The 16,715-nt window shown below is 59.0% G+C and carries 13 protein-coding genes; 6 read left to right on the forward strand and 7 right to left on the reverse strand.

Annotation, left to right across the window (positions count from 1 at the left end; all coding sequences use genetic code 11):
* The first annotated feature begins 65 nt into the window (after positions 1 to 65).
* Positions 66 to 917, forward strand: coding sequence for a CAP domain-containing protein (locus tag ABVN21_RS10400; protein WP_339553870.1), 852 nt, complete (start codon positions 66 to 68; stop codon positions 915 to 917).
* A gap of 79 nt (positions 918 to 996) precedes the next feature.
* Here ABVN21_RS10400 and ABVN21_RS10405 read toward each other — a convergent pair whose 3' ends face one another.
* The 4 genes from ABVN21_RS10405 to ABVN21_RS10420 form a co-directional block, all read right to left on the reverse strand.
* Positions 997 to 1,152 (reverse strand): DUF2474 domain-containing protein, encoded by a 156-nt coding sequence (locus ABVN21_RS10405; RefSeq protein ID WP_339553871.1) that lies wholly within the window; start codon positions 1,150 to 1,152, stop codon positions 997 to 999.
* Entirely contained in the window at positions 1,139 to 2,155 is a 1,017-nt protein-coding gene (gene cydB, locus ABVN21_RS10410; RefSeq protein ID WP_339553872.1) for a cytochrome d ubiquinol oxidase subunit II, read from the reverse strand. Before cydB ends, ABVN21_RS10405 begins: the two co-directional genes overlap by 14 nt.
* A gap of 17 nt (positions 2,156 to 2,172) precedes the next feature.
* On the reverse strand, positions 2,173 to 3,594 hold the full coding sequence (locus tag ABVN21_RS10415; protein WP_339553873.1) for a cytochrome ubiquinol oxidase subunit I: 1,422 nt from the start codon (positions 3,592 to 3,594) through the stop codon (positions 2,173 to 2,175).
* A gap of 120 nt (positions 3,595 to 3,714) precedes the next feature.
* Positions 3,715 to 6,039 carry an FdhF/YdeP family oxidoreductase gene (locus tag ABVN21_RS10420; protein WP_339553874.1) on the reverse strand — a complete coding sequence of 775 codons (2,325 nt, stop codon included), beginning with the start codon at positions 6,037 to 6,039 and terminating at the stop codon, positions 3,715 to 3,717.
* A gap of 320 nt (positions 6,040 to 6,359) precedes the next feature.
* On the opposite strand from ABVN21_RS10420, the gene moaA reads away from it, so the two are divergent.
* Both moaA and ABVN21_RS10430 read left to right on the forward strand, forming a co-directional pair.
* Positions 6,360 to 7,358, forward strand: a complete 999-nt coding sequence (gene moaA / locus ABVN21_RS10425; RefSeq protein ID WP_339553875.1) for a GTP 3',8-cyclase MoaA — start codon at positions 6,360 to 6,362, stop codon at positions 7,356 to 7,358.
* Between the two features lie 4 nt (positions 7,359 to 7,362).
* Positions 7,363 to 8,262 (forward strand): bestrophin family protein, encoded by a 900-nt coding sequence (locus tag ABVN21_RS10430; RefSeq protein WP_339553876.1) that lies wholly within the window; start codon positions 7,363 to 7,365, stop codon positions 8,260 to 8,262.
* 557 nt (positions 8,263 to 8,819) lie between these two features.
* Here the strand turns inward: ABVN21_RS10430 and ABVN21_RS10435 are convergent.
* From ABVN21_RS10435 to ABVN21_RS10445, 3 genes are read right to left on the reverse strand one after another with little or no spacing between them, the layout of a single operon-like run.
* Positions 8,820 to 9,785 (reverse strand): HlyD family secretion protein, encoded by a 966-nt coding sequence (locus ABVN21_RS10435; protein ID WP_339552005.1) that lies wholly within the window; start codon positions 9,783 to 9,785, stop codon positions 8,820 to 8,822.
* A gap of 4 nt (positions 9,786 to 9,789) precedes the next feature.
* Positions 9,790 to 9,990 (reverse strand): DUF1656 domain-containing protein, encoded by a 201-nt coding sequence (locus ABVN21_RS10440; RefSeq protein WP_339552006.1) that lies wholly within the window; start codon positions 9,988 to 9,990, stop codon positions 9,790 to 9,792.
* The gene (locus ABVN21_RS10445; protein ID WP_339552007.1) at positions 9,980 to 12,115 is read right to left on the reverse strand and encodes an FUSC family protein; all 2,136 of its coding nucleotides are present in this window, start codon (positions 12,113 to 12,115) and stop codon (positions 9,980 to 9,982) included. Before ABVN21_RS10445 ends, ABVN21_RS10440 begins: the two co-directional genes overlap by 11 nt.
* A 212-nt stretch (positions 12,116 to 12,327) precedes the next feature.
* Here ABVN21_RS10445 and ABVN21_RS10450 point away from each other — a divergent pair, with 212 nt between their 5' ends.
* From ABVN21_RS10450 to ABVN21_RS10460, 3 genes are all read left to right on the forward strand, one after another.
* Positions 12,328 to 13,383 (forward strand): tetratricopeptide repeat protein, encoded by a 1,056-nt coding sequence (locus ABVN21_RS10450; protein WP_339552008.1) that lies wholly within the window; start codon positions 12,328 to 12,330, stop codon positions 13,381 to 13,383.
* A 116-nt stretch (positions 13,384 to 13,499) separates the two neighbouring features.
* Positions 13,500 to 15,002 carry an ATPase domain-containing protein gene (locus ABVN21_RS10455; protein WP_339552009.1) on the forward strand — a complete coding sequence of 501 codons (1,503 nt, stop codon included), beginning with the start codon at positions 13,500 to 13,502 and terminating at the stop codon, positions 15,000 to 15,002.
* Positions 14,999 to 16,669: a response regulator gene (locus ABVN21_RS10460; RefSeq protein ID WP_339552010.1), complete on the forward strand. Its 1,671-nt coding sequence runs from the start codon at positions 14,999 to 15,001 to the stop codon at positions 16,667 to 16,669. The genes ABVN21_RS10455 and ABVN21_RS10460 overlap by 4 nt, the downstream gene beginning before the upstream one ends.
* Positions 16,670 to 16,715 lie beyond the last annotated feature (46 nt).

A 16,715-nucleotide genomic window follows, 5' to 3' on the forward strand; every position in this document is an offset into this window, starting at 1 on the left:
AAATACGCTGCCTTAGATGGGGCAAATTCGCGCATCATGTGCGCATCCAGCTCAAGGGGACTTCAATGCGCTTCACATCATCCGCTGTGCGTTTTGCCGGGTTGTCACTGGGACTGCTGTTCGCCGCCAACGCCGTGGCGAGCGACGAATCGCAGCTGATCGAATCGATCAACGTCTACCGCAGTCAATTGCAGCGCTGTGGCGGTCAGGTCTCTTCGGAGCTGCCGCCGCTGGCCGCCGATCCACGACTGGTGTTGTCCGCCGCCAGCATCGGCAATCTGCAACAGGCCATGGCGACGGCGGGTTATCCGATGAAAAATGTGCAGGCAATCAGCCTGTCCGGACCGCGTGATGCGCCGTCGGCGATGAAAGCCATTCAGGAAAGTTTTTGCCAGATCGTGCTCGACCCGCAATTTGTCGATGTCGGCGTGAGTCGCCAGGACCTGAATTGGCGCATCGTGCTGGCGCGGCCGTTGTTGAGCGGGCGCCTGGGTGACTGGCAAGCGGAAGGCCAGAAACTCCTGGCCGAGCTCAACGCCGCACGTTCGCGGCCCCGCCAGTGCGGTACGCAATCCTTCAACGCCACCACGCCGCTGACCTGGAATGCCACGTTGGGCACCGCCGCCGAGACCCAGTCACGGAGCATGGCCAACAACAATTACTTCGACCACAAGGACCGCGATGGCCGCACGCCGGGTGACCGGGCTGAATTGGCGGGCTACGACTTCCAGCAAATCGGCGAGAACATCGCCGCCGGGCAAGACACCGTGCGTAGAGTGGTCGATGGCTGGCTGGCCAGTCCCGGGCATTGCGCCAACCTGATGAACCCGCAGTTCCGTGATGCCGGCGCGGCGTATGCGACTGATCCGAAGAGTGATGCGGGGATTTACTGGACGGTGATGTTTGGGGCGCAGTAAGCACTGAACCGTATACAAACCCTGTGGCGAGGGAGCTTGCTCCCTCGCCACAGGTATTACTGTGTTTTTGCGATGTGCGTCAGTGACTGCTCATCCCCGCCGCCTGCATCAACATCCGCAACGCCCCCGCCACCACCCCCAACGCCGCCACACTGCCCAGCCAGATCAACACCAGCCAACCCAATTGCTTGTACCAAGGCGCCGGTACGAGATCGCGCTTATCAATGGTAGCCATCGCCAATCCTCACTTTGCCGCGGAAAACGTAGTAGCTCCAGACCGTGTACATCAGGATGATCGGCAGGATGAACAGCGCTCCGATCAGGATGAACAACTGGCTGGTCGCCGGTGAAGCCGCTGCCCACAAACTAATGGACGGCGGCACGATGTTCGGCCAAATGCTGAAGGCCAGGCCGATGTAACCGAGAAACACCAACATCAAGGTGAACGCGAACGGCCAGTGGGTGTGGCGTTGGCGCAAAGTCTTGAGCAACCCGAACATCGCCAGCAAGGCCAAAACCGCCAAACCTCCGAACACCGCCAGGTGCGCGTGAGCGAACCAGCGGGTGGCGATTTCCGGATGCAGGATCGGCGTCCACACACAGATCACGCCGAACACTGCCAGCAACAGCCAGGCCAGCGGCCGGGTGAACAAGCGCATCCGCGATTCCAGCATGCCTTCGGTCTTGACCAGCAACCAGGTGCTGCCCAGCAATGCGTAAGCGACGATCAGCCCAACACCGCAAAACAAAGGAAATGGCGCCAGCCAGTCCCAACTGCCGCCAGCGAACTGCCGGTCGACCACCGGGATGCCGGCAATGTAAGTGCCGATCACCACACCCTGCGAGAACGTCGCCAGCAGCGAACCACCGATGAACGCCATGTCCCAGATGTGACGTTTCTCAGGGCTGGCCTTGAAGCGAAACTCGAAAGCCACGCCGCGAAAGATCAAGCCGCACAGCATCAGGATCAGCGGCAGGTACAACGCCTCCAGAATCACCGAATAGGCCAGCGGAAACGCGCCATACAGCGCCGCACCACCGAGTACCAGCCACGTCTCGTTGCCGTCCCACACCGGTGCGACGGTGTTCATCATCACATCGCGCTCCTTCGCGTCCGGGATCAGCGGAAACAGAATGCCCAGCCCCAGATCGAAGCCGTCCATGATCACGTACATCATCACGCCGAAGGCAATGATCACGCCCCAGATCAGCGATAAATCGATACCTTGAATACCCATGACTCAACTCCCTTCCTTCAATTGACGCGGGCGTCGGTTTCGAGGACTTCAGCGTCAGCCGACAGCGGCCGGCGCGGCGTAACCACCTCATCGGAATGCCCCGCAGGCCCATGCTCGTGGTGTGGTTTCGGCCCTTTGGCCACCAGTTTCATCATGTAGCCGATACCCACCGTGAACACCGAGAAATAGATCACCACGAATAGCGCCAACGAAATACTCAACTGCGTGACGCTGTGATTGGACGCCGCGTTAGCGGTTCTTTGCAGGCCATACACCACCCACGGTTGACGCCCCACTTCCGTCGTAATCCAGCCCGCCAGCATCGCGATCAGGCCACTCGGCCCCATCCACAACATCAGGCGCAAGAACCAGCGATTGCGGTAGATCGCACCGTTGCGACGCAAGGCCAGGCCCAGCACGCCGGCCAGCACCATCAACATGCCCAGGCCCGCCATGACGCGGAAGCTCCAGAAAATAATGGTCGCGTTGGGCCGATCTTCTTTCGGGAAGCTCTTGAGCGCGGGGATTTGCTTGTCGAGGCTGTGGGTCAGGATCAGGCTGCCCAGGTACGGAATCTCGATGGCGTAGCTGGTTTTCTCCGCCTGCATGTCGGGAATGCCGAACAACACCAACGGCGTAGCCTCGTCGCCGTGGTTTTCCCAATGCCCTTCGATGGCGGCGATTTTTGCCGGTTGATGCTCCAGGGTATTCAAGCCATGGGCGTCACCGACCACTGCCTGGATCGGGCAGACGATCAATGCCATCCACAACGCCATCGACAGCATCTTGCGCACTTGCCGGGTATCGTTGCCGCGCAGCAGATGCCACGCCGCCGAGGAACCCACAAAGAACGCCGTCGCGACAAAAGCGGCAATCGCCATGTGCGCCAGGCGGTAAGGGAACGACGGGTTGAACACGATGGCCAACCAATCCAGTGGCATTACGCGACCGTCGACGATCTCGAAACCTTGTGGCGTCTGCATCCAGCTGTTGGACGCGAGAATCCAGAAAGTCGAGATCAAGGTGCCGATGGCGACCATGACCGTCGAGAAGAAGTGCAAGCCGCGCCCTACACGGTTCCAGCCAAACAGCATGACGCCGAGGAAACCGGCTTCAAGGAAGAACGCCGTGAGCACTTCATAGGTCAGCAACGGCCCGGTGATGCTGCCTGCGAAGTCGGAGAAACGGCTCCAGTTGGTGCCGAACTCGTAGGCCATGACCAGCCCCGAGACCACGCCCATGCCGAAGTTGACCGCGAAGATTTTCGACCAGAAATGGTAGAGATCGCGGTAAGTGTTGTTGTGGGTTTTCAGCCACAGGCCTTCGAGCACGGCCAGGAAGCTGGCCAGCCCGATGGTGATAGCGGGAAAGATGATGTGGAACGAAACCGTGAACGCGAATTGCATCCGCGCCAGGTCCAGTGCCTCAAGGTTGAACATGTCGATATCCTCAAGAAGGTAGCCCTGTAGGAGCAGGCTTGCTGGCGATGGCGGTGGTTCAGGCGACATCGATGGTGGATGTACCGGCTCCATCGCTGGCAAGCCGGCTCCTACAGGGATTTATGCGGTGGTCGTGGAAATCAGGCTGCTGGCCTTCGCCTGTTCCAGCCGGATGGCGACAAACTTGGAGGTCGGGGTAAACGTCCGGTCCCCGTAACTTTCCAGCGGCACCAACGGGTTGGTCTCCGGGTAATAGGCAGCTGCCTGACCCGCCGGAATGTCGTAGGCGATCAGGGTAAAACCGCTGACCCGACGCTCACGGTCGTCATCCCACAGCGCCACCAGGTCAACTTTTTGCCCCGGCTCGAAACCGAGTCGGCGGATGTCCTGCTCGTTGGCGAACACCACATCGCGCATGCCGTAGACCCCGCGATATCGATCGTCCAGGCCGTACAGCGTGGTGTTGTACTGATCGTGGGACCGCATGGTTTGCAAAATCAGATGCGGCTTCACCGCCAGGTTGCGCACGCCTTCGCTGATCAAATGCTCGGGCAACACGCTAGGGGTGAATTGCGCCTTGCCGCTCGCGGTTTTCCAGATGCGCTGCGCGGCGTTGTTCGGCATGTGGAAGCCGCCCGGATGCATCAAGCGCTGATTGAAATCCTCAAAGCCCGGAATGGTGTCGGCAATCATGTTGCGGATGCGTCCGTAGTCGCCGATGGCCCAGTTCCAGTCGATCGGCCGCTTGCCCAGTGTCGCGTCGGCGATCCCGGCAATGATTGCCGGCTCGGACAGCAGATGTTTGGACTTGGGTTTCAACTGGCCGTGGGAGATGTGGATCATGCTGAAGGTGTCTTCCACGGTGACGCCTTGCGGCCCTTCGGCTTGCAGGTCAATGTCGGTGCGGCCCAGGCAAGGCAGGATCAGCGCTTCGCGGCCGGTGACCAAATGGCTGCGGTTGAGTTTGGTGGCGATGTGCACGGTCAGGTCGCACTTGCGCAACGCGGCGTGGGTGCGCGGAGTGTCCGGCGTGGCCTGGGCGAAGTTGCCGCCAAGGGCGATAAACACCTTCGCTAGCCCCTGCTCCATCGCGCCGATCGCCATTACTGTGTTGTGACCGTGCTCACGCGGCGGTTTGAAGGAAAATCGTTTTTCCAGGGCATCAAGCAACTCGGTCGGTGCCAGTTCGTTGATGCCCATGGTGCGGTCGCCTTGCACGTTACTGTGACCGCGAACCGGTGAAAGCCCTGCGCCAGGGCGGCCGACATTGCCGCGCAGCAGCATCACGTTAATGACTTCCTGCAGCGTCGGCACCGAATGGGTGTGCTGGGTCAAACCCATCGCCCAGCACATGATTACGCGCTTGGCGCGGGCATACATGCGCGCGGCCAGTTCAATATCAGCCAGGGACATGCCGGATTGCTGCTCAATGTGCTCCCAACGGGTGGCGTCGACCTCGGCCAGATAGGCATCCATTCCCGAAGTGTGTTCGGCGATGAACTCATGGTCGAACACCGGCTCGCCACCGGTGGCCAGCGCTTCGCGTTCCCACTGCAACAAGAATTTGGCGATGCCGCGCATGACCGCCATGTCGCCGCCGAGGGCCGGACGGAAGTAAGCAGTGTTCGTTGGCTCGGAGCCGTTCATCAGCATTTCGATGGGGTGCTGTGGATGCTGGAACCGCTCAAGTCCGCGCTCCTTGAGCGGGTTGATGCAGATCACCTGTGCGCCGCGCTTCACCGCTTCGCGCAATGGTTCGAGCATCCGTGGGTGGTTGGTGCCGGGGTTCTGGCCGATGACGAAAATCGCGTCGGCATGTTCCAGGTCATCGAACACCACGGTGCCTTTGCCCACGCCCAGGCTCTCGATCATGCTCACGGCACTCGCTTCGTGGCACATGTTCGAGCAGTCGGGGAAGTTGTTGGTGCCGTAGGCCCGGACAAACAACTGGTAGAGAAACGCCGCCTCGTTACTTGCGCGACCCGAGGTGTAAAACTCGGCTTGGTTTGGCGATTCCAGGGCGTTCAGGTGCCGGGCGACCAGCGCGAACGCTTCGTCCCAGGTGGTTTCGACGTAACGATCGCTGTGGGTGTCGTAGCGCATCGGATGGGTCAGGCGGCCCTGATACTCCAGCCAGTAATCGCTTTGCTCGGCGAGCGTCGAGACGCTGTATTTGTTGAAAAAGGCCGGGTCGACCAGACGGCCGGTCGCTTCCCAGTTAACCGCTTTGGCGCCGTTTTCGCAGAATTTGACCATGCCATTTTCCGGCGACTCGCCCCAGGCGCAACCGGGGCAGTCGAAGCCGCCGTTCTGGTTGGTCTTGAGCATTGCACGGATATTCTTCAGGGCGTTTTCGCTGCCCAGCCAGTTCTTGGTAACGGCGATCAGCGCGCCCCAACCAGCGGCGGCGCCTTTGTAGGGTTTGTAGCGGTCGACTTGGGACATTGGACTTTCTCCGTGACCTGATTCAGGCCATTGATCGTTTGACGGAGAAAAGGATAGGAATTCGGGTTAAATATTGTCTAATCGCTATTAATGACTGCATTATCGAAGATATCTATCACGTATTTTTAACCTTTATATTCAGTTACTTACGATATTTTTAATTAACTTTACAGAATAAAATAATTGATCATAGAGCCGCTCGATCAACCGGTTATTAATAGTGATTGGACGCTCTCACAAGTTGCTCTTAGCCTGCACTCAACAAATCCGTTAATAGCGGTAAATTCATACCAGTGCGTGCAGCGCCAAGCGAGGATGTCATGTCGGAACGAGTCTTGATCGATGGGTTCTCCAGACGCGTGGACTATCTGCGGATGTCAGTCACCGACCGTTGCGATTTCCGTTGCGTGTATTGCATGGCCGAGGACATGCAGTTCCTGCCGCGCCAACGGGTGCTGACGCTGGAAGAGATCTATCAAGTGGCTGAAAGCTTCGTCGCGCTGGGTACACGCAAGATTCGCCTGACCGGCGGCGAGCCGCTAATCCGTCCGGGCGTGGTCCAGCTGTGCCAGAAGATCGCCGCCCTGCCTGGCCTGCGCGAGCTGTGCATGACCACCAACGGCTCGCAATTAGCCAGACTTGCCCAGCCGCTGTTCGACGCCGGGGTCAAGCGCCTCAACATCAGCCTCGATTGCCTGGACCCGCAACGCTTTCGCGAGCTGACCCGCACTGGCGATCTGGCGCAAGTGATCAAGGGCATCGATGCCGCCAACAAAGCAGGATTGCGCAACACCAAACTGAATTGCGTGGTGATGAAGGGCCGCAACGACCACGAGATCAACGACCTGGTGAGCTTCGCCATCGACCGCAACCTCGACATTTCCTTTATTGAAGAAATGCCCTTGGGCACTATTGATGAACACAGCCGCGCCGAATCATTTTATTCAAGCGCTCAGGTCCGTGAACGGATTGCCGAGCGCTACACTTTGATTGACTCTGCCGAGTCGACCCAGGGCCCTTCGCGCTACTGGCGTCTGGCCGAGGCGCCACAGATTCGCCTGGGGTTCATTTCGCCCCACAGCCACAACTTCTGCGGCACCTGCAACCGGGTGCGGTTGACCGTCGAAGGTCGTCTGCTGCTGTGTCTGGGCAACGAGCATTCGGTCGATCTCAAGGCTGTATTGCGCAGCCATCCCGGACAGCCGGAACGCCTGGAGAAAGCCATCATCGAGGCGATGAAACTCAAGCCTTATCGGCACAATTTCGAAGTGAACGACGATGTTCAAGTCATTCGCTTCATGAACATGACGGGGGGCTGAACCCATGATCGTCAGACCCAAACCCAACCTGATCGGCGTCCTGACTTCACTCAAGGGCTCGATCGCCAAGCGAATTGCGCTACGCAGCCTGTTGGTCACGCTGCTCGCCTCGGCCATCGTGCTGATCGAGACATTGCACCCGATGTATTTCTCCAAGGTCAGCGCCACGCCGTTCACCTTGCTCGGTTTGTCGTTGTCGATCTTCATGAGCTTTCGCAACAACGCCTGCTATGACCGCTGGTATGAAGCGCGCAAGGCGTGGGGCGATGTGATCGTGACCATCCGTTCGATGATTCGCGAAACCCAGATCATCAAGGACGCGACGGAACGGCACACAATCCTCAGCAACCTCTGCGGCTTCGCCCATGCGCTCAACGCGCGGCTGCGCAAGGAAAACGAACTGGCCGCCAGTGGCGACTGGCTGGAACCAATGCCTCTAAGCAACACGAATGATGTCAGTGGGGAGATTCTGCTGCACGTCGGCCAGCAGTGCTCGGCCCTCAATGTGGGGGGCGCGATCAGCGAATGGCGCTACATGATCATGGCGAATCATTTGACCGGCCTGACCCACTCCCAGGCGGTTTGTGAACGGATCAAAAACACGCCGCTGCCCTTTCCCTACACCTTGTTGCTGCACCGGACCATCTACCTGTTCTGCATCCTGTTGCCGTTCGCCATGGCCGAACCACTGGGTTGGCTGACACCGATTTTCACTGCAATTGTGAGCTATACCTTTTTCGGCCTGGATGCAATTGCCGACGAACTGGAAGACCCCTTCGGCCGCGACGAAAACGACCTGCCCACCGACGCCATCGTGCGCAACATCGAACGCGATGTCCTCGCTGCGCTGGGTGTGACGGAATTGCCGCCACAGCTGGAACCGGTGGATTTTGTCCTGAACTGATTGATCCCGGGTAGCACCCAAATCCTTGTTGAATGTGCTGACGCCATCGCTGGCAAGCCAGCTCCTACAGAGATTTTGGGTGGAGGGGGAATTGTGGGCGACTTGAAATGCCGTAGGAGCAAGCTTGCTCGCGATGGCGGTCTGACAGACAACGATGATGTTGAATGTGCTGACGCCATCGCTGGCAAGCCAGCTCCTACAGAGATTTTGGGTGGATGCGGGAGTTATGGGCGACTTGAAATGCTGTAGGAGCAAGCTTGCTCGCGATGGCGGTCTGACAGACAACGATGATGTTGAATGTGCTGACGCCATCGCTGGCAAGCCAGCTCCTACAGAGATTTTGGGTGGAGGGGGAATTGTGGGCGACTTGAAATGCTGTAGGCGCAAGCTTGCTCGCGATGGCGGTCTGACAGACAACGATGATGTTGAATGTGCTGACGCCATCGCTGGCAAGCCAGCTCCTACAGGGGTTGTGGGTGGACGCGGGAATTGTGGGCGACTTGAAATGCCGTAGGAGCAAGCTTGCTCGCGATGGCGGTGTGTCAGGCAGCGGTGATTTAGCGGGGATTTTCAGATGGGTGGTTTTCGCGGACGGTCACGGTCGCCGTCGTCCCCGCCCGCAATTTGTCTTTGCCGGCGTAGTCCTCGTCGATCCGGATCCGCACCGGCACCCGCTGCGCCAGTTTGACCCAGGTATAGCTGGGATTGATGTTCGCCAGAAGCCGCCCGCCGGGCAGGTTTTCCCGGTCGGCAATGGCGAAGGCGATGCTTTGCACAGTGCCGCCAAACCGTTCGCCACTCATCAATTCGATATCGACCCGGTCGCCCTCCTCGATTCGTGGCAGCTTGGTTTCTTCGAAGTAGCCACTGACATAAAACGAATCGCTGTCCACCAGTGCCACCAGCGGACCACCTGCGGTTGCGTAGTCACCCTGACGGGTCAGCAGATTGGTGACGAAACCGCTGATCGGCGATTCGACCCGGGTGCGCTGCAGATCATGTTCAGCCTCGGCCAATGCGGCGATAGCCAGTTGCACGTTAGCCTGGGCAAAGCCCAGGTTGGCCTGGTTGCGCAGCAAATCAGCCTGGGCCACCGAGACTTCGGTGCTGGATTTTTCCCACTCTTCGCCGGAAATCGCCGAGCGCTCCTTGAGGGTCCGCCGACGGCGCTCTTCGCTTTGCCGCTGCCTGAGCAGTGCCTGGCTGGCAACAATGGTTGCCTCGGACTGACCAAGTGAAGCTTTCGCCACTTCCACCGAACGTTTGGCGTGCTCCACCGCCAGAACGTAACGCGAGGGATCGATCTCCAGCAGTAACTGGCCTTTATCCACGTGCTGGTTGTCGTGCACGCCAAGTTTGACGATGCGCCCCGGAACATCTGCAGACAAGGTCACCACATCGGCCCGCACCCGGGCATCGCGGGTCCAGGGTGCGCGGGTGTAATGCTCCCAGGCAAACCAGCCGAGCACCAATGCCAGCGCCACCACCGCCACCGTCGTAAGTTGCGCAAGGATCTTCTTCACGGCATCAGGCTCCCATCACCAGGATCAGCGTCGCGCACACGCAGGCGTACAACGCGCCTTCGAACAAGGCTTCATGCCAGACGAACTGCAACACCCCGAGGCGCCGCAGGATCCAGTCCAGCACCAGGAAAACCGGTACCCCCAGCAGCAACGCCTGGGCGATCGGCGGCAGGTAGACGCCGCCTATTTCCAGATCAATGGGCAAGCGCAGGTACTCCTTGCAAGGGAACGGGTTCGAAGTGGCTACGGTGGCGCTCCAGGAACGACACCACGATCAACAGCGCCACGCGCATGCGAAACACCGACCACAAGTGCTCATGGACGCTGGAATGCAGCGTGTCCAGCTCATCGCCCAAGGCAAGCAGGCTATCGAGGACACGATCTACTTCAATATCGGGTCGAGCGGCAACCAGTCGTCCCGTTTCACGAACCGTCGCGAACAATCGAGTTTGCATCTCCGCGCTCAGCAGCGCGTTGTTCTGCCCCTGCTGCCTAAGCTGGTTCAAGGCGATGCCTAGCGCCATGCACCCGAGGCTGACGTCGAACAGGTCGCGCGAAGGTTGGTCCTGGATGGCGGGCAACAATCCCAACATCATGGTCAGGCGGTCGACCATGCGGCTCTCAAAGGCGAACTGGTTTTCATCGGTGGCCGGGATTTTCAGCAAGGCGTAGACCTGCTCGCAGTTCTCCTTGTACAACCGGCGAATCCGCAACACCGGCCTGAAGGGGAAGATCAACGCATAGACACTCAATGCCAGCGTAGCGGCGCAGACATAAGCGCCGGCAAACTCGAACCACTGGATGGCACTGTTTTGCCCTGCCCCGGTGTTTTGCGGCCCCAACAACAGACACGTCATCAGCCCCAGGCCAATCCCCGTGCCCGTTGTGGCCGGGCTGGACAGTCCCACCGCGACGGCATACAGCAATGGCGCCAACAGCAGCGCCAACAATTCGAAACTGCTGATCATCGGCACCAGCGCGAATTGCAGTAACGACGAGAAAACCAATGCCAGTGCCAGGCCCCGGGCAAAACTCTGCGCAGCCAGCAGCGGCCGTGGAAACGTTGCCATCAGCGAGCAAAGAATCCCCACCACAATCATCCCGCCCCGTGCGCCATCCCATCCGGTTTCGATCCAGATCAACCCGGCGACCATCAATGCGCAGTAGGCGCGGATGGCGTTCATCGTCGCCAGGGTGAAATCCAGGTGCAATGGATTGGACTGACCGCGATAAACGCTGCTAGCCCTGCGCCCGCTCTGGATCACATCGCTCAATTCAAGAATCGTTTCCAGTTGCTGCAGCATCCGCGCCTGTTCCCAGCGCAGCGACCATGACAACGAGCGCAAGGTTGCCTTCAACGGCTCGACCAGTTGCTCAGAACGGTAAGCCAGTGCATCGAAACGCTGCTGCAACGCGGCGAACTGGCGCCGCTGTTCGCTGGACAACGCTCGTCCTTGCCGGGCCAATTCATCGAGAAAGACCAGTTCATCGGCAAGCAAACTCTGTATCTCGCTGGGAATTTCGCCCTCCCAGCGTTCCAGCAACAGTTCGCGTTGATGGCGCAACGCGGTGAGCCTCGCCGTCAGCAGCACCAGTTGATTGCCGAGCAATTGCACCAGGTCGTCGGCGCTGCGCAAACGCGGTGCGTCGTAATACAAATGCCGACGTACGCCCTCCAGTGCACTGATCTGCCCGAGAAGCTGCATTTGTCGACGGTGGAAGTCGGCCTCGCTTTCTTCGGTGCGAATAACCGCAGTGGCATGGGTCGCCAGCAACTTGATCACTTGGTCGATCCTGGCGAAGTAATCCTTGGCCACGGCTTCCGGGCGCGCGGTCAGCAGACTGACCACACAGACACAGGCCACAGCCAGTAGCGTTTCGGTCACGCGGGTCACGGCCAGCAGGAAAGTGCCATCCTGATCCGGCACCGCCAACAGCCCCACCACGACGGCCGTATAGCCGCTGAGCACAAACGCCTGGGAACTGGTGTAGCGCAACAAGGTGCCCCCGGCGGTACACAGTGCCAGCCACAACGACAAGGTAGTAATGAAAGGCAAAGGAGCCTGGGGGAAAATCGCCATGATCACCACCGCCACCGCCGCGCCCAGAGTGGTGCCGATCACTTGGCCAAAGCTGCGGGCCAGTACCATGCCACCCGATGGCTGGCTGATGATGACCACGGCCATGATCGACCACTTGGGCTGGTCGAGATCGAACACAAAGGCCAGGTACAGCGTCAACAGCCCGGCGGCAATGGTTCTCAAGGCGAACAGCAACACCCCGGGACCGGGATGGATAATCGCCTTGAAGTATTGCAGCAGCGCTTGCATGGGAACGCCCGTTGGCTGTTATCCACACAGCGTAGTCACAGCATAGGGGTCTCGACAGGTTTCAGTGTCGACGGCGCCTGTAGGGCATTTCTTTGTTCAATCGGCGGGCCGCTCAGCCAGCAATTCTCTGTTGAACGGTTTCAAGGTTTGACTCACAGCCCTCCCTGACCGAAGCTGATCTCTTTGCAAAAGCTTGCCAGCCCGGATTCTGCATGCCCCAGTCCCGCCGTTATCTGCTCATCAGCCTTTGTGCCTTGATTGTCATCGGCCTCGCGTGGTTTTCCCTGCGCAGCACTACGCCCGTTGTGCCCGAAGCTATCAAGCGCGGTTACAGCGAAGCGCTGGCCCAGGCGCGCGCAGGTAAGCCAGGGGCCGCACGGGTGCTTTACCAGCAACTGGCGCGTCCGGATATTTCACCGAAACGACGCGTCTGGCTGCATGCCGAATTGCCCAATTACCCCAGTTCCGTTGCCCTGAAACTGGCGGATGCGGACTTGCAGCATGAGGCGCCCGAGGTGCGTATTGCGGCAATCAAAAGCATCAGTGGCTTGGTTCCCAGCGGTCAGCGCAGTCTCTTGCTGGGGCCGTTGCTCGATGACGGTGACCAGAATGTCCGCTTTGCTGCGGTAAACGCGCTGTTGGGGCTGTCGCCGGATGATCTGGGCTTGTACTTCGGGCCGCTGGAACAGGCTATAGATGCCTGGCAGCAAGTACTGAAAGGCGCCCCGGAAAGCGCAGAAAACCAATATCAACTAGCCCGCTTATACTTGCACAATGCCGAATTCAAGGAAGCACAGCAGGCGCTAGATCAGACCTTGCGCCTTGCGCCCGACAACCTGCCCGCACTGGTGATGCAAATTGAAGTGCTGGACAAGCTGGGGCAAAACGATGCGGCCCGACAGTTGTTGGCCAAACAACTAAAAGCACAACCCGACTCGGCTTATCTGCAACATGCCTTGGGGCTTTGGCTGCTGCACCATGACCAGAATGAATTCGCCCTGCTCGGCCTGTCCAAAGCCGTGGAGCTAGAGCCGGACAACAAGGATTACCGATACGACCTGGCCACCACTCTGCATGGTGAACAAGAGCTGGAAGCGGCGCAGAAGCAGTTGCAGGAAATCGTCCAGCGCCATCCGAATGATCGCAAGGCGCGGGTACTGCTGATCAATTACTGGAAAGAGAGCGGGCAGCTGCAGAACGTGCAGATTTTGCTGGCGCAGCTGGAACAGATGAATCCTGACGATCCAGCCCTCCAGCAAGGTCTTTGATATCAACCGTAAAATTGGTTGAACGCTCATCGCCGCAAACGGTCAAGTGAAACAGGCAATCCATTGCGGCACTTAACGCTCGCAGCCTCGTTCCCCTGGTCAAGAGAGGGCATTTTTTGTCAACATCCAAAGAGTTCATCAGTGCAAAAGCCGCCACCGGCATCGAAGGTCTGGATGACATCCTCGATGGCGGACTATCCCGTGGTCATGTGTTTTTGCTGGAGGGTGAGCCGGGTACCGGCAAGACTACCGTCGCGTTGCACTTTCTATTGGCCGGCGCCCGCGCCGGCGAGCGTTCGTTGTATATCACTCTGTCCGAAACCGAGCGCGAACTGCGCCAAGGTGCACGATCCCATGGCTGGGAGCTTGACAAAAGCGTGCATATCTTCGAGCTGACGCCGCCGGAGAGCCTGCTTAACGCCGAGCACCATCAATCGCTTTTGTACTCCTCGGACCTTGAGCTGGGGGAAGCGACGAAACAGATTTTCGAAGTGGTTGAACGGATCAAACCGACCCGCGTGGTGCTCGATAGCCTGTCTGAAATACGTCTGCTGGCACAAAGTTCTTTGCGCTACCGCCGACAGATCCTCGCGATCAAACACTACTTTGTGCGCTATGACGCCACGGTGGTATTGCTTGACGACCTGACCACCGAATCCCTCGATAAAACCGTGCACAGTGTGGCCCACGGGGTAATTCGCCTGGAAGAACTGACGCCCAACTATGGCGCTGAACGCCGGCGGATCCGCGTGGTGAAATACCGCGGCCAGAAATACCGAGGCGGCTACCATGACTTCACCATCATGGGCGACGGCGTGCATGTGTTCCCACGCCTGGTAGCGGCCGAACACCGAGGTCGTTATCTGCGCCAGCAGTTGACCAGCGGCGTCAAGGAAATGGACGCCCTGCTCGGCGGTGGCATCGAGACCGGTTCGAGCACACTCATTCTCGGCCCTGCCGGCACAGGCAAATCCCTGATTGCCATGGTGTTCGCTGCAGCCGCCGTAGCCCGGGGCGAAAAAGCCGCACTGTTCATCTTCGATGAAGAACTCGGTTTGCTGTTCGAACGCATGAAGAACATCGGTATCGACTTGAAGGCATTGCAAGGCACCGGCAACTTGATGATCGAGCAAGTGGACGCTGCCGAATTGTCACCGGGCGAGTTCTCTCACAGGGTGCGTCGCTGCGTCGATGACGCCGACATCAAAACGGTGGTGATCGACAGCATCAACGGCTATCAGGCAGCCATGCCGGAAGAGAACGCCCTGGTGCTGCACATGCACGAACTGCTGCTGTACCTCAACCGCAAAGGTGCGGCGACGTTCATGACCGTCGCCCAGCATGGACTGGTTGGCGACATGCAAGCGCCGGTGGACATCACTTACCTGGCGGACACGGTGATCCTGCTACGTTATTTTGAAGCAGTGGGCAAAGTGCGTCGGGCGATTTCGATCATCAAGAAGCGCACCGGCAGCCATGAATCGACCATTCGTGAATACCGCATCAGCTCCAATGGCATGACCATCGGCGAACCGCTGGAGTCGTTCCAGGGAGTTTTGCGCGGAGTTCCCACGTATTTGGGTGCGAGCAACCCATTACTCGGGGATGAAGTCCCGTGATGATCCGTGAAGCAACATCAGAGCGAGCGATCATTCTGGCGCCACAGGGACGTGATAGCCAGGTCGCGCTGATGTTGCTCAACGAAGCCGGAATCGATGGCATCATCAGCGCGGACTTGCCGAAACTGTGTCGCGAACTGGAACAAGGAGCGGGTTTATTGCTGATCGCCGCCGAGGCATTGTTGGGCTGCGATATTGAGCCACTTCTTGGCCTGATCGAACAACAACCAGCCTGGTCCGACCTGCCGATTGTCCTGCTCACCCACCACGGCGGCCCGGAGCAGAACCCGGCCTCAAGATTCGGGCCGCAGCTGGGCAACGTCACGTTCCTCGAGCGACCTTTTCACCCGGAAACCCTGATCAGTCTGGTGACGACCGCATTGCGCGGACGTCGACGACAGTACGAAGCCAGGGATCGGTTGGTCGATTTGAGTCAAAGCGAGCTGCGCCTGCAAAACATCCTGGAAACCCTCGAACAGCAGGTTGAAGAACGCACGGCGCAATTGCGGCATAACGAAGAAGCGTTGCGCCAGTCGCAGAAAATGGAAGCTGTCGGGCAACTCACCGGTGGCATCGCCCACGATTTCAACAATATGCTCACCGGTATCATCGGCAGTCTGGAGCTTCTACGCCGGCGTCTGGCCCGTGGGCGCACCGAGGATCTGGACAGCCTGATCGACCTCGGCGTGACATCGGCCAATCGCGCGGCGGGTCTGACCCACCGTCTGCTGGCGTTTTCCCGTCGGCAGTCTCTGGATTCCAAACCTGTTGAAATGAACAACCTGGTGGTGTCCATGGGCGAGCTGCTGCAACGCAGCATTAACGAAAGCATTCGCCTCGACATGCAGCTCAGTGAACAACTGTGGGTAGCCGAGGCTGACCCCAATCAACTGGAAAGCGCCCTGCTCAACCTGGTTATCAATGCCCGTGACGCCATGCCCGATGGCGGCAAATTGGTGGTGACCACCGCCAACCGCGAACTGGATGCGGAGTTCACCAAACACCACAGCAACCTCACGCCGGGCGATTACGTGGTTCTCAGCGTAACCGACAATGGTTGTGGCATGCCGGAAAGCACCATCAATCGCGCCTTCGATCCGTTCTTCACCACCAAGCCTATCGGTCAGGGCACGGGGCTTGGGTTGTCGATGATCTACGGTTTCAGCAAGCAATCCCGTGGCCATGTGGCCATTCAGAGCGAAGTAGGTGTCGGCACCACAGTCAGCCTGTTTCTTCCGCGCTACGGCGGCGACCTGCCGCAGGAATACCCTGTCGACAATCAGCATCCACTATTCGCCCAGGAAGGCGAGACAGTGATGATCGTCGAAGATGATCCGGCGGTGCGCGCATTGGTCAGTACGGTGTTGGGAGACCTGGGCTACGCCTTTGTCGAAGCATGCGATGCCGATAGCGCGTTGCCGATCTTCGATTCCACCCAGCGTATTGATCTATTGATCAGCGACGTCGGGCTACCCGGCATGAATGGCCGGCAACTGGCGGAAATCGGCCGACAGTACCGGCCTGGCCTCAAGGTGTTGTTCATCACCGGCTACGCCGAACATGCGGCCGTGCGCGGTGGTTTCCTCGATTCAGGCATGCAGATGATCACCAAGCCGTTCACGTTTGATTTGTTGACGGCGAAAGTGCGGGAAATGATAAACGTCTGACACGTCACGCATGTAGGAACTGCCGCAAGCTGCGGCAGCTCCCACA

The organism is Pseudomonas sp. MYb327, assembly GCF_040438925.1.
Taxonomy (GTDB): domain Bacteria; phylum Pseudomonadota; class Gammaproteobacteria; order Pseudomonadales; family Pseudomonadaceae; genus Aquipseudomonas.